Here is a 22,452-nt window from a genome sequence, read left to right on the forward strand (position 1 = left end):
GTAAAATGAATCGTTTTATGCCCCGCCCGCATGGCCCAGCCAGCGCCTTGCGAGCGTCGCGAGTTTCGATGCAGAGAATAAAAAGTGGTTTTGCCGATGGTTGCAGCACGCTATTTAAACGCGTGCGCGCCTTCGGTTTTAAACACGTGCGCACCCTCGGTTCGGTGCAGTGCGTGACGGTAGGCTGCGGTATCGCGTTGTGGCTGTCCGCGTGCGGTTCCGCCCCGGTCGGTCCTGGCTTCTATCGCGTCGCCCGGGGCGACACACTTTCGCGGATCGCCCAACGAAACGGCCAAAGCGTCGCTGCGATTGCGCGGTGGAATAATCTGCCCAATCCGAACGTAATTTCAGTCGGCCAGATTCTGCGCGTCGCGCCGCCGACTCGTTCGGCACCGTCGCGCAGCGCGGCAGCCGCGCCCAACACCACTGCTACGGCCAAGGTCAGGCCTTCGTTGGCGCCCGCTACGACGATCAACTTGATCTGGCCCGCCCGGGGCAACGTGGTACGCCGTTTCAACGGCGTGGATTGCAAAGGCGTCGATATCGCGAATGCGCTCGGCACACCCGTGGTCGCCGCCGCGAGCGGAACCGTCGTCTATGCCGGCAATGGTTTGCGCGGTTACGGCAATTTGCTGGTCATCAAGCACAATGCCAATTTCCTGACCGCCTATGCGCACAACCGCGCACTGCTAGTCAAGGAAGGTCAGAACGTCACGCAAGGACAAACCATCGCCGAAATGGGCAACAGCGACAGCAACCGGGTCGCACTGCACTTCGAGCTGCGATACGATGGCAAGTCGATCGACCCGGCCCGCTATTTGCCACCGCAATAGCAGCAAGCGCAGGCGCCGCGTCGCACAGCGCTGACCGGCAGGCCGTGCTGCGTGCGGCGTCAAGCATCTAACGTTGGGCTCAGCGCAGGTGCCCGGTCTTCGGATCGACACGCATGGCAAATGCGATCAGTACGCCGACTGCAACGGGCGCAACGAGACAAAATGCAAGCAGCACGATTTCCCTCCCCCGCTATCGATAACCTGTTGACGTCGATCATACGTGCTTGGCCAAAATCGCGCAGACATCGGACTCCCCCCTAGCCAATAGTACCGATAGATTGTCCGTTACAAAAAGCAGACACAGGGGTACCGGCTCAGGAACGTCGGTCCTCCTGCTTGCCACCGCGATCACGCCCCTATCCCACAGATCAACTCAATTTAAACTCGCCCAAGAAGTGGCGCGCGTAGCGCTTGTTGATATCGGCGAGGCGAAATAGCGTGAGGAAATCCGCGACGTTGAAATCCGGATCCCAAGCGGGTGCGCCGCAGATCCTCGCGCCCAGGCGTAAATAGCCTTTAATCAGCGGCGGCGGGGATACCGCGGAGCCAGTGGCGAGTTCGTCCGTCGGTAGCGGGGTATGCGGGAAGGCCCGGTATTCGGCCGCGGTCATCGATGCCTTGCGCAGCGACATGAACAAGTTGGCCGCGTAATGCCCACCGTCCACCATCGGGACGCTCGCACAGCCAAGCATCGTTTCATAGCCATTTTGCAGCATGTATTCAGCTAGTCCCGCCCATAGCGACATAATCACTGAACCGCTACGATAGTCCGAGTGCACGCACGAGCGCCCAACTTCGACCATCTTGGCGCGCAGATGCGTGAGGCGCGAAATGTCGAATTCACTTTCTGCATACAACTTGCCGATGCGTACCGCCTGGTAGGGTGGCAGCACACGATAGGTTCCGACGACCCGCAGCGTGTCCAAGTCGCGCACCAATAGGTGGTCGCAGTACGCGTCGAATTCATCCACGTCCTGGCCCTTGGGGCCTTTGAGTTGCGCGCCCATTTCTTCTGAGAAGACGCGGTAACGCAGCCCTTGTGCCTCGCGAAGCTCTTCTTCCGTCCGCGCCCAGGCCACGCCGAAATGATGTTGCCCAGCCACCGTTTCTTGCGGCCGAGGAAGACTCCTGCGTGAATCGAGGGGAATGGACGCAAGGGGCGGGGTAGGATTGGGCAACTCTCGCATTGTCATATCCTGTCAAATTACAGAAAGGTCGCGTGCAATGTAGAAATCAGCGATGACGTGTGGGTAGCAAACATGACGATTCGGTAACAACATACGCAATCGACACGAATCACACAAGGTCCGGATTCACGACGGCGCGCAGCACGCCCTGCGCTTGTTGTTTATCGCGGCGGCGGTTGGCCCACCACCCGATCCCGCTTTTTTGGATGCTCCAGTTCGCTTCCTCACCGGACAGCAGCAGTGCGGCGACGCGGCTGAGCGTGGGCTGATGGCCCACCACAATGACCGTTTCAGCCATGCCGTCCGGCCAGTCCACCGCTGCCAATACGGCGGCGACGTCTGCACCGGGCGCGAGTTCGCGTAGTACGCGAAAACGGTCAGCCAATGACTGTGCCGTTTGCACCGTTCGATTGGCCGGGCTGCTGAGCACGCCGGCCTCGTCAGGCAGCCGGGGACCCCGCCACTGGGCGATGTGCACGGCTTACTGGTGTCCGCGGGCGGTTAATTCGCACCACGTCACTGGGCGCCCGGTTGGTTTCGCGTTCACGAAGGTTTTCGGCGTCGGCTTGACGCCAGGGAATCAGGTTCATGGTCGTTGCGATGGTCCGAGCACAGAATTGACTGTTGCCTCGAAGTCAGTCGCGAGGGCGGCTCCGCGTGCTGCTCGACAGCGTGCACGGCGGCGATGACGCGCGCATGTCTGGCGCTGACGCGCCTATGACATGCACAGGTGTGGCCTATTACCTGCACGGGCGCGATGTACGGTATATCGACACGGTGCACTCAAAAAATTGACGTCGCATCGAATATTCAACTATAATTACAAATTCGGCGGAGCGTAGCGCAGCCTGGTAGCGCATCTGATTTGGGATCAGAGGGTCGTAGGTTCGAATCCTATCGCTCCGACCAATAGAATTAAGCACTGATAGAACAAAGACTTCTTTTCACTATCGCAGCCTCTCTGGCTGAGCCCGATACCGATCAGCACATCACTCGGGCGGCTTACACGCTATCCCTAGCGGCATACGGCTTCACATCCGTACCCTGCAAGTCATTCCAACGCTCGACCAGCCAGCGCTCCGGTTCCGCAAAGCTCAGCCGCTTTAACTGAACTGGGGACGACTTGAATTGCGGCTGTTGACTGACAGGATCACGAGCATAGGTGGTGTGCTGATTGGCCGCCTGATGGCCTTTGCCGAAATGGAAGGGGATAAACAACTCCCCGGGCCGCACCGTGTCGACGACCATCGCCGGCCCTTCCCATCGCCCGCGCATCGACAACACCTCCACCCAGTCTCCAAGGCGAATACCCAGCTGTTGCGCGTCGTCGGGATGGATTTCGACATAGGCATTCGGCACACGCCGATCCAGCGCTTCCGAACGTCCGGTCTTGGTTCGCGTGTGGAAATGATAGACGACACGCCCGGTCGACAGGACGAACGGGTATGCGTCGCTTGGCGGGTTGGGCGGCCGGCGCCATTGTGCTGGCCGCAGGAAAGCGCGGCCTTTGGGATCGATGGTCCCGTATTCCGCGCGTGTGTGCTTGTTGCCGGTTAGGAAATCGGCGCCGTAGCTTTCGCATTCGTCGATGCCGGTCCAGAAATGCAGATCTTCGTATAGTCGCTCGCAGCCCTCCGGATGTTGTTCGTTGCAGGGCCAGCGTACGCCGCCCTTTTTCAGCAGCAGCGCGTAGGTCATCCCTGAATAGTCGCACGGCCGCCCCTTGGACACGCGTCGCCACTCGTCGAACGCCTCTGGTGGTTCCCGGTAGCCGATTAGCGCTTTACCGTCGCGATCTTTGAAGCCAAGGCGGCGCGCGACCTCGACAAAAATCTCCAGGTCGGTGCGGGCCTGTCCCGGCGGATCGACGGCCTTGCATAACAGATTGACGGTGCGGTCAGCATTGGTCACGCAACCGGTCTTTTCGCCCCACATGGCCGCAGGGAAGTAAATGTCGGCTAAGGCAACCGTTTCGGCGTCGACAAACGGGTCCTGCACGACCACGAACAATTGCTCGAGGATGCGCCGCGTACGATTCTGGTCGGGCAGGCTGACGATCGGGTTCGTGCCGATCACCCACAGGAATTCGATTTCGCCACGCTCGGCGATTTCAAGCATCGTGATGATGTCTTTCGGTACCTCAGGGTGGAACGTAGCAGGGTCAATGTTCCAGAGTTCGGCCAACTCCCGCATATGGGTCAGGTTGTGGGGATTGCGATAGCCAGGATAAGAGCCATCCGCCCCAGCTTCCCGGTTCGACATGGCGGAGGGCTGTCCCGCCATTAACAAGGGGCCTGCACCGCGCTTGCCGATGGCGCCACGCAGCAGGTGCACGCTGTTGACCAGTGAAGAGGACGCGGTCGCCTCCACAGCCTGATAAAATCCTTGCAGCACGGTAGAAACCATGCGGTCTGTACTGCCTATCCATTGCGCCGCCATCTCGAGCGCGGCGGCCTCGATACCGCAGATGTCGGCCACGCGTTCCGGCGGATAGGCGGCCACGACCGACTGCATCTGCTCGAAACCGACCGTGTGCTCGCGCACGAAATCGAGATCGACCGCGGAATTCCGGATCAGCAGGTGAATCAGCCCATTCATCAGCGCCACGTTCGTGCCAATTCGGATTTGCAAATGCAGGTCTGCTCCCTGACGCACGGTCGGATTCTTGCGCGGGTCCACCACAATAATACGGCCTTGGTTGCGTTGTTTTGCCGCTAGCATCCGCTCCCACAGCACCGTCTGTGCCTCGGCAACATTGTGCCCATAGAGGCATAGGAGTTCTGCATTGTCGATGTCGACATAGGACGCAACGGGACCATCGGCGCCGAAATTGGCCATCAGCCCGGTGGCCGAAGTCGCTGTGCACAGCCGCGTGTTGCCATCGATGTTCGACGACTGCAGGCCGCCTCGCCAAAGCTTGCCCAGGGTATAGAACTCCTCTAAATTCAATTGTCCGGAGTTGTAGCAGGCGAGATTCTCGTGACCCTGTTTCCATGCATTCTGAAACTTTTGCACAAAAAATTCCAGCGCTTCGTCCCAATCAACGGGTTCCAGAGGCGCCCCTTTGGTGCGCCGGATCATCGGTTGCTGTCCGCGTCGGGGACTTTCGTTCGCCACCCAGGCATTTTTGCCTTTAGGGCCAAGATGCCCAAAATTCACCGGATGGTCTAGCTTCCCGCGAACGCCCACGATGCGCTCGTCTTTGACAGCGATTTCCAAACCGCACCCATTAGAACAAAGTAGGCAGGCGGAATGGACCCACCGATCGGGATTACCGGGGCACTTGAGATTTTGATCCTGACGAGGTTCCATGATCCCTCCCGAAGCAAACGCTTTAAAAAGCGCAAACAGCATTCCCACGACGGGCCGCCGTATCGGCAGGTAGGAGAATTGACTGTTTCCGACTATCGGGCAGCAGATGGCTCCGTGCGCGTCGATTCGACGCTCAGGCCCGAGATTGCGTTCAATGACTCGAAGTTTCGTTTGCGGACGGTCTGCGAGGCGTGGTCGACATATCGAAGGACAATTTCAGCGGTGTGTTCGCCCCGCTGGCCGATGAGTCATATTTTGCGCAGGCAACGATTCGCGATGGCGTGGTGGTCTGGCCGAACGGCGTCGATATTGCGCCCGACGCGATGTATGACGAAGTGAACGGGCACAAGTCGGGGATCACAGCGTGAAGAAGGGAATGCCGCCTCAAACGCAGCAAGCGTTTCTGCGTCACGCGATGAGTGAGCTGGGCATGACGCGCGAGCAGTTCGCGCAGCGGATCGGCACGAAGAAGCGCACATTGGATAACTGGCTGCTTTCGCCTGATTCCGGCGAGTATCGGAGCATGCCCGACATGACGTTGAAGTTTGTGCGGGAGATCCTGGAGCATCAATCAAAAAGCGCTTGAAACTATTCACTGCGGAAAGCAGGCATGGATTTGATGGACAAACGGATTAGGCGATTGAACTCGCGGTGTGCGTAGCGCGCATTTTCCGATTCGATGGTTTCCTTTATATCCGAAACCCGGGTGACGGCGGTTCATCGTCGGGCCGGTGATTCTCGCGCAGACCGAGCACGTCGAGGTATGCGTCGAGAGCACGCTGAACCGACGCAGCGACCAACTATGTCATGCCACTGTAATCGCCTGTCACGCACGCCTCATCCAATGAGTCGTAGTAAGCAAGGCGATCCTCTTTACAGATAACGGCAGGTGGATAGCCAAACTTCATCAATTCGAAGTTGAGCAGCAGTCGGCCCGTTCTGCCGTTACCGTCCACAAACGGGCGGATCTTTACAAACCGTGTATGCAGCTCGGCCGCACGCGTGACAGGATGCACCGCCTGCGATTGCGCGTGCCAGTCAATGAGCGCAGCCATTTCGGCCGGCAGATGCAGGAAGTCAGGCGGCGTCATGCTAGCGCCCGCGATCACTCCGTTCTCATGGCGATACTGGCCGGCCTCTTTGTCATCGATCCCTTTCAGCACTAGGCTGTGAATGTTGCGAATCTGCCATTCGGACAGCGCCTCGTTCTTCGCGACGATCTCCTCGACGTAGAGAATAGCGTCGCGATGATTCGTGGCCTCGAAGTGCTCGCGCAGCGACTTGCTCCCCACCGTAATGCCTTCCAGTACCACCTTCGTCTCGCGCAATGTTAGCGTGTTGCCTTCGATTGCGTTCGAGTGGTAAGTCCGTTCCAGCATCAGCTTTTCGCGCAGTGATGCGACCGTATGCGGCGGCAGTGGACGGCGCCGCATCAAGCTTCGCCTTGTCGGCGTCAACAGCGCCCAGCATAGGCTGTAAAGACGAATCCAACACTTTCTCTCATCACGATTTTTAACCGACCACGCCTGCACGCAAAATTTTATGATTTGTGGCGTTGTCGAAGTCCGTACCCAGACACGACACGAATACCGTAGGCCTCGCCCCTTCCGACGTCAAGACTTGAACGCGGCTCTAACGTTCGGGTTGCACAGCAACGCGGCGGCTTCAAGCGCTTGACTCAATTCAACCGGCGTTATCGAACGGTGCTGAACCCTCTCCTATTACCAAATGGTCTTGACGTGCTTGTAGACGCGAATCTTCTCATCCCGAGTCACCAACGGTACAGCCAGCTTTCGCGCGGTCGCTACGATCATGCGATCGGCCGGGTCCTGATGAAACTCACCGGGCAGAGCTATCGACTTCAGGCCAATCTCAACATCTACAGGCACAAAACGAACGGCGTCGATCGCGCAGACGGTCGTGAGCCAGCTTGCGACGTCCATCGACAGAACCAGCTTTTCGCGCTCAACGAGCATCGCAATTTCCCAAGCGGAGATCGCAGACACAATAATCTGCCCACCGTCCAGCTCCCGCTCTATGGCCGCTTTGGCTTTGTTACTCAGAGCGTCGTCACCGCTTGCCCACCAGACCAGCGCGTGCGTATCGACGACGATCACTGGGCCGCCTCCCACTCAACGTCAACGGGTTCGGTCGGGTCGTCGTAACGGACAACGGAGCCGCGCAAAACGTCGAGGGGATTGCGCTCATGATTGCGGTACGGTCGGACCTCCAACGCCGGTTTGCCGTGATCGGTCACGACGACACGCTCGCCAGACGCTTCGACTTGGCGGAAAAATTCAAGCGCCTTCGCCTTGAATTCGGACTTGGAAACTTGCTTGAATTCCATTGATTCTCCTATAGTCATATGACCATAGACATTATTATAGCGAGAGTGACTGATAGCTGTACACCGAACGCGACAGCTTCAGTACTTTGCAGGCTTGGCGCTGGCTTGCGCCGAAGCGTTGCATCCAATCCGTCGTGAGTTCACGCAGCCGGGAAGGCTTCAAAGCTTTTTTGATAGCCCATCCTGCAACATGGCTTTGTCCAACGACAGGTCCGCCACCAGCCGCTTGAGCTTCGCGTTTTCTTCTTCGAGTTGCTTCAGGCGACGCAGCTCCGACGGGCCCAGGCCCCCTACTTCTGGCGCCAGTTATAGAACGTTGCATCGCTGATGCCCATCTTGCGGCACACTCAGCTACCGGCGTGCCCAACTCTGCCTGTTTCAACGCACATGCAATCTGTTCTTCAGTGTATCGGCTCTTCTGCACGACATGACCTTCTGCTTATCAAGGTTGCATCATGCCGGATCTTCCTACTTTTGAATGGCCCAGTTTTTTGGGTTGGCCTCAGCCTCACGTAGATGCGCAGTTCAGCGGCAGGGAGGTGTTGGGAGCGCGCCGGCCCAAGGCCATATTCAGGCGGTTGTGATTGTCAGTCCAACATCCAATCGGTCGCGACGCGCTGCACCGTCATCACGCGCGCGCGAGGAATCCGCGACATCGCACCACGCGGCGCAGCTAACGGCATCACCGCCATGTGCGCAAGCGAGCGCCTGCGGCGCAGACGTCGATCGAAGTCCCTCGTTTGATTCGTTATCGACACGGGCGGGTCCGAATTCTGCTCTGCTCTAAAGGGCAGCTACGCGGGTATTTCAACGGCGCGACGGTACGCTTGACGTCGCATTTGTGTAGGGTGCATGCCGGTAATCGCTCAGCGTCTGATGGGCAATGGAATTCGACGGAACCAGGTGGTCGTGCGCGCGCTCTGATGCGGCAGAAACGCGTTCCTTGTCTGACATTGATAGCCCGGGCAGCGTTTACAGGGCAGGTAGGTCCTTCCCGGCCGGACAGAGTCGGCCAATGTGCTCGCCATTGCTGCACAGTTCCGTTACGATATTGGTCACGGCAAGTTTGTCACGGGAGCAGTCATGACGGAAGTTAACAAGGAGAATTTAATGTCGGATATCAAAACTGTCCTGTCGGACGCCGAAGACCTGCTCAAGCAAGCAGCGAGCACGACCGGCGAACGTGCGACCGAATTGCGCGAAAAGGCGCTTACGCGTCTGAAGCAAGCCAAGGAAAAGGCAACCGATGTCCAGGTTGTGGTCGTCGAAAAAGGCAAGAAGGCAGCGCGTGCCACGGATGATTATGTCCACGACCATCCATGGACGTCCATCGGCATCGCCGCCGGTGTCGGCATGTTGATCGGACTACTGATCAACCGCAAGTAGTGCCTGGTGCGACGACGCGTTTGCGTCATGCCTACCAGCGCTTGGTGTTACCGCGTCCCGCGTGTGCGCGACGCGGTGGCTGATTGAACGTTCCGCCTGCCGCGCCCTGCGCGATCTGCTGATGAGCAACGACACTCAACCGCCACCGCCGATTCACGGCCCGCTGCGACGCCTGGTCGGATCGGTCTTTTCCCTGCTTCAAACGCGCCTGGAGTTGATCGGTATCGAACTCGCGGAAGAAAAGGAGCGACTGCTCGGCGTATTATTCGCTGGTCTCGCAGCCATGATGTTCGCGACAATGGGGCTGATCACCCTGACCGTCCTAATCGCTGCGGCGTTCTGGGAAACGTATCGATGGCAGGCGTTGGCTATACTGACCGTACTGTACGTTATCGCGGCCTTCGCCTGCGTACAGAAGGCGCGTTCGGGCGTGCGTCGCGCGCCTTTGATCTTCGAGGAAACGCTAGCCGAATTCGACAAGGACCGCGCCATTTTCCACAAACCATCGCCATGAACCATTCCTATTCCAACGGCCGTCTCGCCCAGCCGGCTTCGGTGCGCGGGTCGGGTGACCCCAAGGTGCGGGCAATCCGCAAGGAGCTGTTGCTGGCTCGCGCCGATCTCGACCGGCTGGACATCGCCGACGCCGGTCAGGCACTGCGCCAAGGCGTCTCAAAACTCAGTTGGATCAGGTGGCTGATGCCCGGCATCGGTCGGTTCCGCTCATTGCGCCGGCTTCCGGCCATCGGTGCATTGCTGGACCAGCATCCGGTACTCGCTTCAATCGCGTCGGCCGCGTTCGCCGGCCCCGTGCGTCGCGTGGTGATACGCAACGCCAAACCGTTGCTGAAATGGACCGTGGTGGGTGCCGCCGCGTGGCAGGGCTACAAGCTATGGAAGGAGGTACGTCCGCAACGCCGCACGGCGGCCGCCGTAGCGAAGGACATCAGCCCGGCCACACGCCCGCGCGACGCCCACAGGAGCACTTAGGGCGTTCGCACCACGCGCGACTGTCGCTCGTTGACGCGCTGGAACGTCGTAGCGACGCCCTGCGCCGGCGCAGTATGCACCTCATCGAGTCCAGCAAAGCGCATGCTCTTACCACCGAGGGAGAATACGCGCTGGGTCCAGCGGACTGGCGGAGCCGCTCGCGGCCCCGGCTGCGCCGGAATTGCTTCGCTCTCCCGTGGCGTCGAGCCTGAATCCACCGTACAGGTAATCGTCGGCCATCCGGCCATCGTGCAGCAGCTCGGCCACCACGGAGTAACCGCCATTGACCCGCGTCGCGCGGGTGATGTCGCTTAGGCGTTGCGTGCGCGTCCAGCGCATGCTTTTGCGCCACCGTCATTTCAAGCGTATCCCGTTGCTTAATCGCGTCGGCCAACATGCCAGTATAGGTGTGCTTCCATAAATATAACATCACGCGACTGATGCCGTACGCCTCGCACAACCCCAAAAGGGGCGCCCCACACGCCACGCGTTAAGCACGGCTACGCGCTGGCGTGCAGACTATTTGCGTCGTCTCATTCGGCCATCTTGATTCAGTCAGGCCGCGCGCTTAGCGAAACAAATGGCGGCACGGCTTGGTTATTATTTACTGCATTATGCCACGCTATTTAATTAAATTCGTACTTGACAGTGCGCGAAAAAACGCAATGGAAACCGCTCTGAAAATTCAACCTTTGAGCTGCGACTGCCACAAAAGTCGTCGTCTAAGAGCGCATTGAGCCACTCTACGTAATAATGGCTTTATCGGAGCAAGGCTTTGTATAACTTAACTAAAACTGATCCGAAGAATTAACTTCTCATGCGGTCTGCGCCGGTATGGGGGAGGCCAATCCAAACGCCCCGAATCTCGGCAACTTCAGGTTTTTTACTTCATCGTGCCTTGATCACCTATTGCAGCGCACGCTCGCAAACGTGGTGGAGCACAACCTTTGCCTGTGCTGCTTCCATGTTGGCGCCTGAAGCGACCAATAAAACCTTGGGTGAACGCCGCTCCCTGTTCTATAGTAATGTGACGCTTGTATAGAAACTTGCCAGCGTAACAATTGCATTACATGATGCGATGCTAGCCGAAGATTGGCGGCCAGACGCCAGCGTAGGGTCGGCGTTATGGAGCCGGTCGATGAGCGACGATAGGCCACGGTGTCGCGGCGCGCTGCTAATGCCGCAAACGAGTTGCATAGCGATCTAGATGAAGATTTGCCGCTATGGCGCATCACGCGGCTAAAGCGGTATCAGTTGGCGATGGCCATGAATTACCCAGGCCGTGCAACAGAATTGGCAATCTATTTGGGCGGGCTTTAGGCCGGCATGCTTGACCTATATGCAGCTTTTAAATAGGAGGTAGAATGCTCAGGACAGTAGCAACTAAAGCAGCTAAAATTGGCGGCGGTTTCGTGGGAGGCGTGATCATCGACCGTCTATCCAAAAGGGACAACAATGCTAACGAAACAGAGACAGTTCAAACGACAAATTCACCGAAAGCCCCTAATTCTATCTTGCAAACTGGTAACCAACGCCTTGGTGATATAAGCCGACGCATCGCGCCAACAGAAGGGGCAAATCCTATCATCGAAGGTATTACTCATCAATATGACAAGCGTGTGGGTTTGGTGGACAAATGTCGGACTTTGATCACGCAACCCTCTCAGTCAGTGCAGAATGCGCAAACAGCATTCCAGGATCTAGCCGATGATGCTAGGACGGTGCAAGGCGCCTTCAACATTACGCGCGGAAATGCCTCGATTACACCGCAAGAGGCGACTCAAATTACTGGCGCTGTGATAGCAGATACGGCTCAAGGCGCGTACAAGACAGCGCGGGGCGCCGCCAGTGCGGCACTCGCAAGCGTCACCACAACACCAGAAGGTATCCAGCAAGTCGCAGAAGCGATTAAAGGTCGTGCTACGCATGATGCGGCTGCAGCCGCAGCCGGTTTAACGGCGACAACCGCTGTGGCAACGGCCCTCGGCATGGTTCCCCATCCCGCCGCCCAAGCTGCCTCTATTGTTCTTAAAGTAGGTGGAGCAGCCGCAGCGGGTGCGGATCTTTCCGAAAAGGCGCGCAAAGCATCGGGTAAGACAAGTGGCAGCGCGGCAAAAAAGGTGATTGGGGAAGTGCTGCGCGAGAAGGCGACCAATAAGGCGCCCAGCGATACGGCACCAGCACCCTCTACTTCGTTGACTGCAGCGGCTAAATCTAACCCAATTAATTTTTTTCATGCGATGCAATTAGCGTCAAAGGGGCACCAGAATTCACAGATGAGCTTGACGCAGTGTGTGGAAAAATGGATGGATAAAAATTGGGCGCCAACGGCCAAAGAAAGCTCTAGCAAAGATCTGTTTTTACGGCAAGACTCTAGCTCGATGGAAAAAGGCGTGGCACTTGATGAGGAAGAAGTTGAGACAGAAAACGATGAGAATACGGCGGAACCCTCCTCAGCAGCGAGCGCGCAAAACATTGAGTCTGTCGCGTTGCGCGTTCCGCTAGCCATCGATCGCACGTGATTTGAATATAATTATAATGCGCATTAAGAAAGGATGCGAACACACGTGCACTACGGCTGCCGCTGGGTGCACGTGCTGCTGTGCTGGCAAAACTGGCAGCAGCCAGGCAAGCGCTCACCGCCCCAATGATGCTTCAAAACCGTATTTAAGCAACGTCATGAGCTAGAATTGCTTAATATGCGCAAGCCAGCCATATGAGTCAACTGGGCGATATACAAACGACTCAACACGCTTGCAAATCTTGAAGACGCCAAAAAGGACTTGGAGGACTTGCGCAAATCGAGAGGTGCGCAAGTGCGTACTCGCCGCACGGGTTGCTGGCTGAACCCCGCTTGTTTGATGTGTTACCGACACTGGTGGATTCGAATTCTGCTTCTCTCCAAACGCGCAGCTATACGAGCAGTTCGACGGCACGCGCCGGTGCGGCGCGCGCATCATCGAGTCCAGCAATACGTCTGCTCGTGCCATCGCGGGAGAATACGCGCCGGGTCCGACGGACTAGCGGATCCGCCCGCAGCCCCAGCTGCGCCGGAATTGCTTCGCTGTCCCGTGGCGTCGAGCTTGAACGCACCGCACAGGTGATCGTCGGCCATCGGCCCGTCGTGCAGCGGCTCGGCCACCACGGAGTACCCGCCATTGACCCGCGTCGCACCGGTAACCCGTAGCGCATAGGCGGCGCGCGCACCCGGCGGTACGCGCCCGAACTCTGTCGGAAGTACAATGGAATCCGTGACGATGCCAGTCCCACCGAGCGCCTGCGTACGCTGTACGAGTTGGATCTCGACATAGTGAGCAGCGCGATAAACGGCGCTGACGGCGGCTACCCGCATACTGCGGCGCATTTGCTCACGATACGTTGGCAACGCATATGTTGCGAGGATAGCAACGAGCGCCAATACCATCGCCAGTTCGACCAGCGTCATGCCCCGGCACCGTACCGTGCTCAAAACGGCCTGCGGGCCACGAACCGCCATCCGGTACGCACCGTCCGCTGCGCGTCGCCAACCCACATGATCGCCTGCAACCATATCTCGCTCTCCTCATCGACCGCGAAGCCGCGCGCGGTCAGCAGATAAGCGGTCGCGCCAGCCTCTGAGACATTCACCACCTCGATCAGGCACTGCGGCGCCCGCCCGCCGGCACGCCAGCGACGCACCGGCTGTATCGCGCTACCGGCCTCCCCGTCGAATAGCGCGCGCTGATGCCATGCTGGCATGGCCTGTGGGCTCGGTGTGACACCATGGACCGGTGCACCGATGTCGAACGCATGCGTCACGTAACGTTCGCACCATCGCAGCGCCGAATCCGCTGCATGAAATGCTTCGATATGCGCGACGAGTCCACGCTCCATGCGCGCCGTCGAGCGCACCGCATCCAACGATGAGCCGAGTAGCGCAGTCAACGCGAAAGCAAATATCAACACGAGCGGCAGCACACTGCCACGCTGTCTGAGCAACGCGCGCGTCATCACGTGCCGCCCGCAACGGCGTTGCGAATCGCCACGCGGCGCATCCATGCGGTACGGACCCGTCGATCGGCCGGCATCACCCGATTACCGTCGCAGTCCAGGTAGGCCGTCGGACGCGTCGTCACCGGTCCGCGCGACACGACGCAGACATCGATGGCTACGATACGACGCCAATCCGGCTCGGATAATGACGACGCGCGAACCGCGGCGTGAGCGCCGGCGAGCCAATAGGACAACCGCAACTGCTCGATCCCATCGACTAACGGCTGTGCCGTCACGTCGTGGCCATTGCCCCGGCAATAAAGCTCCGGTTGGTCGGGCGTACGCGTCTGAACGTAGAAACGCACCGCAATCGTGTCGCCCGTCACGTTCTGGCCTAGGCAATCGGTGGGCCAGTTGTCTTTTGATGGCCAGGTCGCCACCGGGTCAGCCGCATACCGAAAAACCACGCCATCCGAGTCGTGCATGACCGCGCGGCACCGCCCAGCTTGCTCGCGTTCGGGTATACCGCGCTCACAACCGAAGATCGGCGGGCCGCGTGTCGTCTCATCCGCGGCGAGCGCATCGGAGGCTTCGACCGCCCACGTCGCCGTTGAGGCCGTTGAGGCGCGCGATGTCCGTGGAAAAACCTGCGGCATTCCGGCAAGTCTTGCATGCGCCACAATGATCTCCAGCGCCTGTTGGCCGGCGGCCGCGGCTCGGCGAGTCTCGTCGACATGACTGGCCGTCCCGCTGAGCGCACCGTACGACCCGGCCAGCAAAAGCATGAGCATCAAGCCAATGGTCGATGAAAGGAGCAATTCCATCAGCGTATGCCCCCCAGCACGCCTGCGTGACACGCTGATCATTCGAGGAAGCCCAGCGATAGGCAGCGGCGCACATATCCGTCGGGCGGCACGGTCATCCCGCGACACGCCGCCGCCCGCTGCGACGTGTCGGCGGCCGGTTCCGACCATTCGAGTATCAGCACGTGGGCACCGTCCGGATCGCGTTCCACCATCACGGTACCGTTGAGCAGTTGGCGTGACGCATCCCGACTCGCGAACGCGAGCGCCACAGATTGCGGGTGCCCGGCACGCATCAACTCGAGCGCGGCGTCCGCGATCAACGCCGCTCGCATACGATTCGACAAAGCTTGATCCGAACGCACTATCGCCTGCCACGCCGCGCCCGCGCCAACGATGGCCACCGCGGCCAATGCAGTGGCGACCGCGGCCTCGATCATCGTGGCGCCGACCACGCCCGGCCGTGGCACACGTAACGCACGCGATGGCACCCGGACCGTGGACGGGACCGCGCCGGTCCCCCGCAGCCGGCTCGATAAGCCGCGCGAGAAACTCATCTGCGATACGCATCGGCACGGATCAACGCACGGCCACCGGCCGCAAGACGAACATGCAACGCCGCAATACGCGGTGACGCGTGCGCTGCGCGCACCGCAAAGCCGCGAAAGCTGCCAGCGGATAAGCCGGCGGGCGGCAGAAATCTCATTTCCGTCGTACTGCCGGTGATCGTCACATCGCTCACAGCCGGTTGTACGTGGAGCAGGACTGGCCGCGCGCTGACGCCAGGCTGCCGGGTCTGCACCAGCCAGCCGCAGGACCAGTCCAGCGCGCCCGTGGCGCACGCTCGGCCAGGTAAGATGCACCGGCCCGCGCCATCCGAGCGGCAGACCGTCACCGGCGCCTGCCGCGCCACAGCCTCGCTGCGTGCCAACGACAACGTGCGCGCCAGTGCACGCGCTGCCGCCCGAATCTGCTCACGCGAACGCCATTCGTCGAGCGACGGAATCGCCCATGCCGCCAATGCCAATGAAATCGCCATGACCGTACCCGTCTCGGTCAGCATGAATCCGCGCCGCGGCGCGGCTCGATATCGTTCCACCGTCATGCCTCCTAAATGCCCGCGACACGCAACGCCCGATGCGTTGCAATTGACGAACACTGTAGGACGGCGCGCAGCGCGCAACAATTGACCGAATGGCCGGTGGCGCCGGACCACGCGCTTGCGCTCGCTTCGCGTCGCGGATCTTTAACCGCGCGCGTCGAAATACACGCGATGCGGCGCAATGGTGGACAGCGATATAAGATGAGAAACGCGATGACGCCGTCAGAGGCGCCTATGACTGCCGCTTGCGCGACGTGGGGCCGGACGCGCCGGCTGCGGATCGACCAAATTCATCGATCAAATTCTTGAACTCGGACACGTCCTCAAAACGCTTATACACCGACGCGAAACGCACGTAGGCGATCTTGTCGAGCTTGCGCAATTCGTCCATCACCAGCTCGCCAAGCCGTTCGCTGCGCACCTCGCGTTCGCCCGATGCCAGCAACTGGTACTCGACACGCGCCACCGCCTCGTCGATCGCGTCGGCGGCCACAGGCCGCTTGCGCAACGCAAGTTGCATGCTGGACAGAATCTTGCGGCGGTCGAATTCGACTCGCGTGCCATCTTTCTTGACAACCGTCGGCAGCGCGAGTTCGACCCGCTCGTATGTCGTGAAGCGCTTGTCGCAAGCCGGGCAGCGACGACGGCGGCGGATCGCTGCGCCGTCCTCCGACACGCGCGAATCCACCACTTGGGTGTCTTCGTGCCGACAAAACGGGCAGCGCATGACGATTCGTCCCGCAGCTTACTTGTACACCGGAAACCGGCGCGTGAGTTCGGCGACCTGGCCGCGCACCCGCTCAATGGTTGCCGCGTCGTCTGGATTATCCAGCACATCGGCAATCAGGTTGCCGACCTGCTCGGCCTGCTCGGGGCCGAAACCACGCGTGGTCATCGCCGGCGAGCCGAGACGGATGCCGCTGGTCACGAATGGCTTTTCCGGATCATTCGGGATCGCATTCTTGTTCACGGTGATATGCGCGGCGCCCAATGCAGCCTCCGCGGCCTTGCCCGTAATCTGCTTCGCACGCAGGTCGACCAGCATCACATGGCTCTCGGTGCGGCCGGATACGATCCGCAAGCCACGCTTGACCAGCGTTTCGGCGAGCACGCGCGCATTGTCCACGACCTGCTGCTGGTAGGTCTTGAACGCCGGCGCCAGCGCTTCCTTAAACGCGATGGCCTTCGCCGCAATCACGTGCATCAACGGACCACCCTGGATGCCCGGGAAAATCGCTGAATTGACCGCCTTCTCGTGCTCGGCCTTCATTAGGATCACGCCGCCACGCGGACCGCGCAAGCTCTTGTGCGTGGTCGTCGTCACGAAGTCAGCATACGGTACCGGGTTCGGATAGACGCCGGCAGCAATCAGTCCCGCATAATGCGCCATGTCTACCATGAAATAGGCGCCGACCGACTTCGCGATCCGTGCCAGGCGCTCGAAATCAATGCGCAGCGAGAACGCCGATGCGCCCGCGACCAGCAGCTTCGGCTTGTGCTGCTGCGCGAGTTGCTCGGCGGCGTCGTAATCGATGTCCTCGTTCTCGTTCAGCCCGTAGCTGACGACATTGAACCACTTGCCGGACAGGTTGACCGGCGAGCCGTGCGTCAGGTGGCCACCGTGCGCGAGGCTCATACCCATGATCGTATCGCCCGGCTTGAGAACCGCGAAGAACACCCCTTGATTGGCCTGCGAACCCGAATTGGGTTGTACGTTCGCCGCCTCCGCGCCAAACAGCTGCTTGACCCGTTCGATCGCTAACTGCTCGACCACATCGACATATTCGCAGCCGCCGTAGTACCGCTTGCCGGGATACCCTTCGGCGTACTTGTTGGTCAGTTGGGAGCCCTGGGCTGCCATCACCGCCGGGCTCGTATAGTTTTCCGACGCGATCAGCTCGATATGGTCTTCTTGCCGGCGGTTCTCGTTCTGAATCGCCTGCCAGACTTGCGGATCGACGTTCGCAATGGTTTGCTCGGCTTTGTCAAACATGCGTCAGTTCCCTTTAATGTTCAAACGGTTAACCGAATCGGTGCACTGTCGCGCCTACGGCAGGGATACGGTCCTGGAACGGCTTAGCGGAAGGAGACTTCCGATGACGCAAGGACAGGACAGCCCGGGTGACGCAACGACTGCGACCGGATCACGGCTGCCCAGGCGAACGGCAAGACTGCACCCCGCGCTTCACGGTGGTCATTCCACCTCCGACTTCAAAGTCGCTATCGCCAGTTACGCAGGGTTAGGCGCGTTAGTGTATTGGAAGGGTGCTGAATAGGCAACTGAGCGTGACATTTAAAAACGCCCGTTCTTTTTTCCGTCATTGCGATGTCGCGGCTGCTTATACGCAGCGCGACACCGTTCATCATTCGAGACTGTCACACGCGTTCCGGTAGAATCCCGCGGATGAACATGATCTCGCCTGAACCGGCAGCCCAGCCCGGCTTTACGTGGCCGGTACGCGTATATTTCGAGGACACCGACGCCGGCGGCATTGTCTTCTACGCCAATTACCTCAAGTTCTTCGAGCGGGCCCGCACCGAGTGGCTGCGTGCATGCGGCATCGACCAGCAGCGGCTGGCCGACGCCCAGCAGGTCATGTTCGTCGTGCGCAGCACCGCCGTCGACTACCGCGCCCCGGCGCGCCTGGACGACGTGCTCATCATCGACAGTCGCATCGAGCGGCTCGGCCCCGCCTCGGTTGATTTTTACCAACAGGCAAGTTGCGACGGCAAAGTGCTCTGCACCGGCACAATCCGCGTGGCCTGCGTCCAGCGCGCGACAATCCGGCCCGTGCCACTGCCTGACAATGTACGCCAAGCGCTGTTGAGCCGCCCGCGCGACGCGGGGCTGTCAACGCTCGCACGCTGACATACGTTGACATTGCACAGAACGTGAGCCGATCCGGGCCACCCAGTGAATCACCATGAATAACGCACAAGACCTTTCGATCATTTCGCTCGTATTGAACGCAAGCCTGCTAGCGCAAGCCGTCATGGCATTGTTGCTGTTGCTGTCGCTGATGTCCTGGACTTTCATCTTCCGTAAATGGTTCTCGATCCGTCGCGCCCGCGCGCAGACTGAATTGTTCGAGCGCAATTTCTGGTCGGGTGGCGACCTGCAGATGCTTTACCAGGGCGCGGCGAACAATCGTCATACGATTGGCGCCCTCGAGCGGATCTTCGAGTCAGGCATGCGTGAGTTCCTGAAAGCCAAGGAAAAACGCGTCGCCGACCCCGGCGCGATACTGGATGGTGCGCGTCGCGCGATGCGCGCCGCGTTCCAGCGCGAAATGGACGCGCTCGAGGCCAATCTAGCGTTTCTTGCGTCGGTCGGCTCGGTGAGCCCGTACATCGGCCTGTTCGGCACTGTCTGGGGCATCATGAACGCGTTTCGCGGGCTTGCAAACGTGCAGCAAGCGACGCTGGCTAGCGTCGCGCCCGGCATCGCGGAGGCGTTGGTCGCCACCGCCATCGGCCTGTTCGCGGCCATCCCGGCGGTGGTCGCCTATAATCGCTACGCACACGACATCGACCGCCTGTCGATCCGCTTCGAGACCTTTATCGAAGAATTTTCGAACATCCTGCAACGGCAGGCTCACTGACGGAGAACCCGATGGCCGGCACTCCGATCCGCTCCAGTCTGCGCGGCGGCCGTTCGCGCCGCGCAATGTCCGACATCAACGTCGTTCCGTACATCGACGTGATGCTCGTGCTGCTCGTCATTTTCATGGTGACCGCTCCGCTTGTCGCGCCGTCGATCATCAACCTGCCCACGGTCGGCCATGCGGCTCCACAGGAACAGACGCCGCCCGTCATCGTCAATCTCAAGCCTGACGGCACCATGAGTGTTCAATACAAAGACGACGCGTCGGGCGCCACGCAGGAATGGCCAATGACGCTGGCAGACCTGGACCACTTTGTCGCCGATCGAGCGCAAGCTCACCCCGACCAGCCGGTCGTGATCGGCGCGGACAAGTCGGTCAAATACGAAATGGTGATGAACATCATGTCGGAGCTGAAAGCAAACGGCGTGAAGCGCGTCGGGCTGCTCGTCAAGCCGAAATGAAGCCGAACGCAGGATATCCGTTTGAACCGCCGCGGGAGCGCGGCACGCTGCGCGCACTCGCGCTCGCCGCGTTGATGCACGTGCTGCTCGCGCTCTTTCTGTACCACGGGATGCAATGGCAAAACAGCCCTCCTGCCGGCGCTGAAGCAGAAATCTGGACGGAAGTGCCGAGCCCGTCGGCCCCGCCCCCCCCTGCCGCTGCGCCGCCAGCGCAGCTCGCGCCACCGCCAGCACAGCGCGAGGAGGCGGACATCGCGTTGCAACAGGAGAAGCGGCGCAAGCAACAAGAGGCGCAGCGCCAGGCGCACCTGGCCGAACAGGAGCGCGTGCGCAGGCAAGCCGAACAACAAGTCGACGCGCACCGCCAGCAACTTGCCGCGCAAAAAGCAGCGGCCGAGAAACTGAAGCAGCAGCAGGCGGAAAAATTACGCGAGCAGCAGCTCGCGGCGCAGCAACGGCAGGGGGCACTGAAGCAGCAGGAAGCGCTGAAAAAGCAGGAAGCGTTGAAGGCACAGCAGTTGAAAGAGCAGCAGGAAAAGCTTGCCCAGGCGAAAAAACAACAGGAGCAACAAGCGGCCAAGGCCAAGCAGGCGGCCGAGCAGGCCGCGCGCCAGAAGCTCGACCAGGCGCGTCGGGCACGACTGGCGCAGCTGCAGGGCTTGGCCGGCGATGCGCCCGGGGGTAACGGACTGGCCCAAAGCGGCACAGGCACGGGAAGCGGCGGAACCGCAACGTCGGCTGGCTACGCGGACAAGGTGCAGCGCCGTGTGCGGCCCAATGTCATCTGGTCCGGGCCCACTGAAGGGCTGGACGCGCTGATTGCCGTACGCTGCGCACCCGACGGTGCGCTGCTCGACGCGCGCATTGCGCGCAGCAGCGGTAACGCGCAGTGGGACGACGCGGCGCTGCGCGCGGTCCAGCGCTCCGATCCGATGCCGCTGGACACCCATGGCAAGGCACCGGCAAGCTTCAATATCCGGATGCGGCCTGCCGGCGGATGATCGCTTGCTGAGCGCAGCGCATCGACCTGCACGCTCGCAAAGCGTCGCGATGCGAGTGCGCCAAGGGAACGATCGCCCCGTTTCATGGTCTGCTTCGGGTTGCGGAATCGTCAACAACGTAATCAGGGAAACGTAGGAAAAAGCCATGAGTTTGATCAAAAAACTGGGGCTGAAAACGCTATTTGCGTCATTGCTTGTCACCGCCGGCGCGTCGGCGCGCGCCGACCTGACGGTGCTCGTCACAGGTGTCGGTTCGACCCAGTTCCCGATTGCGGTGGCAAACTTTGCAAACGAGGCCAGTTCGCCGCAGCAGGTCGCGGCGATCGTGCGGGCCGACTTGGCCCGCAGCGGCAAGTTCAGTCGCATCGACGCGGGTAGCACGCCAGTGTCCGAATCCGACTCCGTTGATCTCGGCGGTTGGAAGGCCAACGGAGCAAACGCGTTCGTCGGCGGCAGCGTTACGCGGCTCGCGAACGGCCAGTATGAAGTACGATTCCGCCTGTACGACACGGTCAAGCAGCAAAGCCTGGGCGGGCTCTCACTCGTGAGCCCGGAAAGCGGGCTGCGCATGAGCGCCCACAAGGTCGCCGACTACATCTATCAGAAGCTACTTGGCGCGCGCGGGATGTTCGCCACGCGGCTGTCGTATGTGACGCGTCACGGCGAACGTTATCAACTCAAGATCTCCGACTCAGACGGCCAGAACGAGCATATCGCGCTGACGAGCCCAGAGCCCATCATCTCTCCAACGTGGTCTCCGGACGGCACGAAGCTCGCCTACGTATCGTTCGAAAGAAAGAAGCCGATCGTGTACATCCACGACTTGCCAACCGGCCGACGCGTGATGGTCTCCGCCCAGAAGGGCAACAACAGTGCGCCGGCGTGGTCGCCGGACGGCACGAAGCTCGCAGTAGCGCTGTCGCTAACGGGTAATACGCAGATCTTTATTGTCAACGCCGATGGCTCCGGCCTGCGCCGGCTCACCCGCGGCCACTCGATCGATACCGAGCCGACCTTCTCGCCGGACGGCCAGTCGATTTACTTCACCAGCGACCGCGGCGGCCCGCCTCAAATCTACAAAATGCCTGTACAGGGCGAATCGGCGAGCGCCGCGCAGCGCGTGACGTTCAACGGCGGCTACAACACCAGTGCACGCGTCTCGCCGGACGGCAAAGCGCTTGCGTATATTTCGCGCGTCGCAGGCGCATTCAGGCTGTATCTGCAAGACCTATCGACGGGGTCCGCGACGGCGCTCACCGATACGACGCACGACGAATCACCGAGTTTCGCTGCGAACGGCCAATACCTGCTCTACGCGACCCAGGTCAAAGGCCGTCAGGTGCTGGCCGCGGTTTCGACCGACGGCAGCATACGGCAGGTGTTGTCGATCCCGGGCGGCGGCGTGCGTGAGCCGTGCTGGGGCCCTTTCATGCAATAATCACAAGGAGAGCTT

At 60.3% G+C, this 22,452-nt stretch carries 24 protein-coding genes, 1 tRNA gene, 2 pseudogenes and 1 riboswitch; of the genes and pseudogenes, 13 read left to right on the forward strand and 14 right to left on the reverse strand.

Going from position 1 to position 22,452, the window contains the following annotated elements; all coding sequences use genetic code 11:
* Positions 1-5 precede the first annotated feature (5 nt).
* Entirely contained in the window at positions 6-833 is an 828-nt protein-coding gene (locus KQH60_RS09140; RefSeq protein ID WP_237576170.1) for a peptidoglycan DD-metalloendopeptidase family protein, read from the forward strand.
* A 368-nt stretch (positions 834-1,201) separates the two neighbouring features.
* On the opposite strand, the gene KQH60_RS09145 is transcribed toward KQH60_RS09140, so the two are convergent.
* Positions 1,202-2,020: a GNAT family N-acetyltransferase gene (locus tag KQH60_RS09145; protein ID WP_237576171.1), complete on the reverse strand. Its 819-nt coding sequence runs from the start codon at positions 2,018-2,020 to the stop codon at positions 1,202-1,204.
* 109 nt (positions 2,021-2,129) lie between these two features.
* Positions 2,130-2,498, reverse strand: a complete 369-nt coding sequence (locus KQH60_RS09150) for a histidine phosphatase family protein (RefSeq protein ID WP_237576172.1) — start codon at positions 2,496-2,498, stop codon at positions 2,130-2,132.
* A gap of 354 nt (positions 2,499-2,852) precedes the next feature.
* Here KQH60_RS09150 and KQH60_RS09155 point away from each other — a divergent pair.
* A tRNA-Pro gene (locus KQH60_RS09155) sits at positions 2,853-2,929 on the forward strand.
* Positions 2,930-3,022: 93 nt separating this feature from the next.
* Here the strand turns inward: KQH60_RS09155 and KQH60_RS09160 are convergent.
* Entirely contained in the window at positions 3,023-5,374 is a 2,352-nt protein-coding gene (locus tag KQH60_RS09160) for a molybdopterin oxidoreductase family protein (RefSeq protein ID WP_368669331.1), read from the reverse strand.
* Between the two features lie 128 nt (positions 5,375-5,502).
* On the opposite strand from KQH60_RS09160, the pseudogene KQH60_RS09165 reads away from it, so the two are divergent.
* Positions 5,503-5,700 (forward strand): annotated as a pseudogene (locus KQH60_RS09165) (DUF2442 domain-containing protein); the annotation flags it as partial.
* Entirely contained in the window at positions 5,697-5,918 is a 222-nt protein-coding gene (locus KQH60_RS09170; RefSeq protein ID WP_237576175.1) for a transcriptional regulator, read from the forward strand. The pseudogene KQH60_RS09165 and the gene KQH60_RS09170, both read left to right, overlap by 4 nt.
* 214 nt (positions 5,919-6,132) lie before the next feature.
* Here the strand turns inward: KQH60_RS09170 and KQH60_RS09175 are convergent, their stop codons facing one another.
* From KQH60_RS09175 to KQH60_RS09190, 4 genes and pseudogenes are all read right to left on the reverse strand, one after another.
* Positions 6,133-6,765 carry a Fic family protein gene (locus KQH60_RS09175; protein ID WP_368669329.1) on the reverse strand — a complete coding sequence of 211 codons (633 nt, stop codon included), beginning with the start codon at positions 6,763-6,765 and terminating at the stop codon, positions 6,133-6,135.
* A 288-nt stretch (positions 6,766-7,053) separates the two neighbouring features.
* On the reverse strand, positions 7,054-7,449 hold the full coding sequence (locus KQH60_RS09180; RefSeq protein WP_237576176.1) for a type II toxin-antitoxin system VapC family toxin: 396 nt from the start codon (positions 7,447-7,449) through the stop codon (positions 7,054-7,056).
* Positions 7,446-7,679 carry a type II toxin-antitoxin system Phd/YefM family antitoxin gene (locus KQH60_RS09185; protein WP_237576177.1) on the reverse strand — a complete coding sequence of 78 codons (234 nt, stop codon included), beginning with the start codon at positions 7,677-7,679 and terminating at the stop codon, positions 7,446-7,448. Before KQH60_RS09185 ends, KQH60_RS09180 begins: the two co-directional genes overlap by 4 nt.
* 43 nt (positions 7,680-7,722) lie before the next feature.
* A pseudogene (locus tag KQH60_RS09190) lies at positions 7,723-8,103 on the reverse strand (transposase); the annotation flags it as partial.
* 659 nt (positions 8,104-8,762) lie between these two features.
* On the opposite strand from KQH60_RS09190, the gene KQH60_RS09195 reads away from it, so the two are divergent.
* The 4 genes from KQH60_RS09195 (at position 8,763) to KQH60_RS09210 (ending at position 12,577) form a co-directional block, all read left to right on the forward strand.
* A complete protein-coding gene (locus KQH60_RS09195) occupies positions 8,763-9,065 on the forward strand; it encodes a YqjD family protein (protein WP_237576209.1) in 303 nt (100 codons plus the stop codon).
* Between the two features lie 121 nt (positions 9,066-9,186).
* A complete protein-coding gene (locus KQH60_RS09200) occupies positions 9,187-9,579 on the forward strand; it encodes a phage holin family protein (protein ID WP_237576178.1) in 393 nt (130 codons plus the stop codon).
* Positions 9,576-10,055, forward strand: a complete 480-nt coding sequence (locus KQH60_RS09205; protein WP_237576179.1) for a DUF3318 domain-containing protein — start codon at positions 9,576-9,578, stop codon at positions 10,053-10,055. The genes KQH60_RS09200 and KQH60_RS09205 overlap by 4 nt, the downstream gene beginning before the upstream one ends.
* Before the next feature lie 1,364 nt (positions 10,056-11,419).
* Positions 11,420-12,577: a hypothetical protein gene (locus KQH60_RS09210; RefSeq protein ID WP_237576180.1), complete on the forward strand. Its 1,158-nt coding sequence runs from the start codon at positions 11,420-11,422 to the stop codon at positions 12,575-12,577.
* 434 nt (positions 12,578-13,011) lie between these two features.
* Here KQH60_RS09210 and KQH60_RS09215 read toward each other — a convergent pair whose 3' ends face one another.
* The 7 genes from KQH60_RS09215 to glyA all read right to left on the reverse strand — a co-directional run bounded on the left by KQH60_RS09215 (position 13,012) and on the right by glyA (position 17,925).
* A complete protein-coding gene (locus KQH60_RS09215; protein ID WP_368669330.1) occupies positions 13,012-13,605 on the reverse strand; it encodes a type IV pilin protein in 594 nt (197 codons plus the stop codon).
* Positions 13,521-14,045 (reverse strand): hypothetical protein, encoded by a 525-nt coding sequence (locus KQH60_RS09220; protein ID WP_237576182.1) that lies wholly within the window; start codon positions 14,043-14,045, stop codon positions 13,521-13,523. Before KQH60_RS09220 ends, KQH60_RS09215 begins: the two co-directional genes overlap by 85 nt.
* Positions 14,045-14,851 carry a PilW family protein gene (locus KQH60_RS09225; RefSeq protein ID WP_237576183.1) on the reverse strand — a complete coding sequence of 269 codons (807 nt, stop codon included), beginning with the start codon at positions 14,849-14,851 and terminating at the stop codon, positions 14,045-14,047. Before KQH60_RS09225 ends, KQH60_RS09220 begins: the two co-directional genes overlap by 1 nt.
* 38 nt (positions 14,852-14,889) lie before the next feature.
* Positions 14,890-15,387, reverse strand: a complete 498-nt coding sequence (locus tag KQH60_RS09230; RefSeq protein ID WP_237576184.1) for a hypothetical protein — start codon at positions 15,385-15,387, stop codon at positions 14,890-14,892.
* Positions 15,384-15,929, reverse strand: a complete 546-nt coding sequence (locus KQH60_RS09235) for a GspH/FimT family pseudopilin (protein ID WP_237576185.1) — start codon at positions 15,927-15,929, stop codon at positions 15,384-15,386. Before KQH60_RS09235 ends, KQH60_RS09230 begins: the two co-directional genes overlap by 4 nt.
* A gap of 235 nt (positions 15,930-16,164) precedes the next feature.
* A complete protein-coding gene (gene nrdR / locus KQH60_RS09240; protein ID WP_237576186.1) occupies positions 16,165-16,659 on the reverse strand; it encodes a transcriptional regulator NrdR in 495 nt (164 codons plus the stop codon).
* Positions 16,660-16,677: 18 nt separating this feature from the next.
* On the reverse strand, positions 16,678-17,925 hold the full coding sequence (gene glyA, locus KQH60_RS09245) for a serine hydroxymethyltransferase (RefSeq protein ID WP_237576187.1): 1,248 nt from the start codon (positions 17,923-17,925) through the stop codon (positions 16,678-16,680).
* 152 nt (positions 17,926-18,077) lie between these two features.
* A riboswitch (ZMP/ZTP riboswitch) is annotated at positions 18,078-18,176 on the reverse strand.
* 151 nt (positions 18,177-18,327) lie between these two features.
* On the opposite strand from glyA, the gene ybgC reads away from it, so the two are divergent.
* From ybgC to tolB, 5 genes are all read left to right on the forward strand, one after another.
* Positions 18,328-18,801, forward strand: coding sequence for a tol-pal system-associated acyl-CoA thioesterase (gene ybgC / locus KQH60_RS09250; protein WP_237576210.1), 474 nt, complete (start codon positions 18,328-18,330; stop codon positions 18,799-18,801).
* 55 nt (positions 18,802-18,856) lie between these two features.
* The gene (gene tolQ, locus KQH60_RS09255) at positions 18,857-19,534 is read left to right on the forward strand and encodes a protein TolQ (protein WP_237576188.1); all 678 of its coding nucleotides are present in this window, start codon (positions 18,857-18,859) and stop codon (positions 19,532-19,534) included.
* An 11-nt stretch (positions 19,535-19,545) separates the two neighbouring features.
* Positions 19,546-19,998 carry a protein TolR gene (gene tolR / locus KQH60_RS09260; RefSeq protein ID WP_237576189.1) on the forward strand — a complete coding sequence of 151 codons (453 nt, stop codon included), beginning with the start codon at positions 19,546-19,548 and terminating at the stop codon, positions 19,996-19,998.
* On the forward strand, positions 19,995-20,999 hold the full coding sequence (tolA, locus tag KQH60_RS09265) for a cell envelope integrity protein TolA (protein ID WP_237576190.1): 1,005 nt from the start codon (positions 19,995-19,997) through the stop codon (positions 20,997-20,999). Before tolR ends, tolA begins: the two co-directional genes overlap by 4 nt.
* 145 nt (positions 21,000-21,144) lie before the next feature.
* Positions 21,145-22,437 (forward strand): Tol-Pal system beta propeller repeat protein TolB, encoded by a 1,293-nt coding sequence (gene tolB / locus KQH60_RS09270; RefSeq protein WP_237576191.1) that lies wholly within the window; start codon positions 21,145-21,147, stop codon positions 22,435-22,437.
* Positions 22,438-22,452 lie beyond the last annotated feature (15 nt).

This window comes from Mycetohabitans sp. B8 (genome assembly GCF_021991875.1).
Taxonomy (GTDB): domain Bacteria; phylum Pseudomonadota; class Gammaproteobacteria; order Burkholderiales; family Burkholderiaceae; genus Mycetohabitans.

Bases quoted from the DNA above. Each gene is read 5' to 3' on its own strand.
- KQH60_RS09140 (WP_237576170.1), top strand. From the start codon at position 6: ATGAATCGTTTTATGCCCCGCCCGCATGGCCCAGCCAGCGCCTTGCGA.
- KQH60_RS09145 (WP_237576171.1), bottom strand. From the start codon at position 2,020: ATGCGAGAGTTGCCCAATCCTACCCCGCCCCTTGCGTCCATTCCCCTC.
- KQH60_RS09160 (WP_368669331.1), bottom strand. From the start codon at position 5,374: ATGCTGTTTGCGCTTTTTAAAGCGTTTGCTTCGGGAGGGATCATGGAA.
- KQH60_RS09175 (WP_368669329.1), bottom strand. From the start codon at position 6,765: ATGCGGCGCCGTCCACTGCCGCCGCATACGGTCGCATCACTGCGCGAA.
- KQH60_RS09185 (WP_237576177.1), bottom strand. From the start codon at position 7,679: ATGGAATTCAAGCAAGTTTCCAAGTCCGAATTCAAGGCGAAGGCGCTT.
- KQH60_RS09195 (WP_237576209.1), top strand. From the start codon at position 8,763: ATGACGGAAGTTAACAAGGAGAATTTAATGTCGGATATCAAAACTGTC.
- KQH60_RS09200 (WP_237576178.1), top strand. From the start codon at position 9,187: ATGAGCAACGACACTCAACCGCCACCGCCGATTCACGGCCCGCTGCGA.
- KQH60_RS09205 (WP_237576179.1), top strand. From the start codon at position 9,576: ATGAACCATTCCTATTCCAACGGCCGTCTCGCCCAGCCGGCTTCGGTG.
- KQH60_RS09210 (WP_237576180.1), top strand. From the start codon at position 11,420: ATGCTCAGGACAGTAGCAACTAAAGCAGCTAAAATTGGCGGCGGTTTC.
- KQH60_RS09215 (WP_368669330.1), bottom strand. From the start codon at position 13,605: ATGGTTGCAGGCGATCATGTGGGTTGGCGACGCGCAGCGGACGGTGCG.
- KQH60_RS09220 (WP_237576182.1), bottom strand. From the start codon at position 14,045: ATGACGCGCGCGTTGCTCAGACAGCGTGGCAGTGTGCTGCCGCTCGTG.
- KQH60_RS09225 (WP_237576183.1), bottom strand. From the start codon at position 14,851: ATGGAATTGCTCCTTTCATCGACCATTGGCTTGATGCTCATGCTTTTG.
- KQH60_RS09230 (WP_237576184.1), bottom strand. From the start codon at position 15,387: ATGAGTTTCTCGCGCGGCTTATCGAGCCGGCTGCGGGGGACCGGCGCG.
- nrdR (WP_237576186.1), bottom strand. From the start codon at position 16,659: ATGCGCTGCCCGTTTTGTCGGCACGAAGACACCCAAGTGGTGGATTCG.
- glyA (WP_237576187.1), bottom strand. From the start codon at position 17,925: ATGTTTGACAAAGCCGAGCAAACCATTGCGAACGTCGATCCGCAAGTC.
- tolQ (WP_237576188.1), top strand. From the start codon at position 18,857: ATGAATAACGCACAAGACCTTTCGATCATTTCGCTCGTATTGAACGCA.
- tolR (WP_237576189.1), top strand. From the start codon at position 19,546: ATGGCCGGCACTCCGATCCGCTCCAGTCTGCGCGGCGGCCGTTCGCGC.
- tolA (WP_237576190.1), top strand. From the start codon at position 19,995: ATGAAGCCGAACGCAGGATATCCGTTTGAACCGCCGCGGGAGCGCGGC.
- tolB (WP_237576191.1), top strand. From the start codon at position 21,145: ATGAGTTTGATCAAAAAACTGGGGCTGAAAACGCTATTTGCGTCATTG.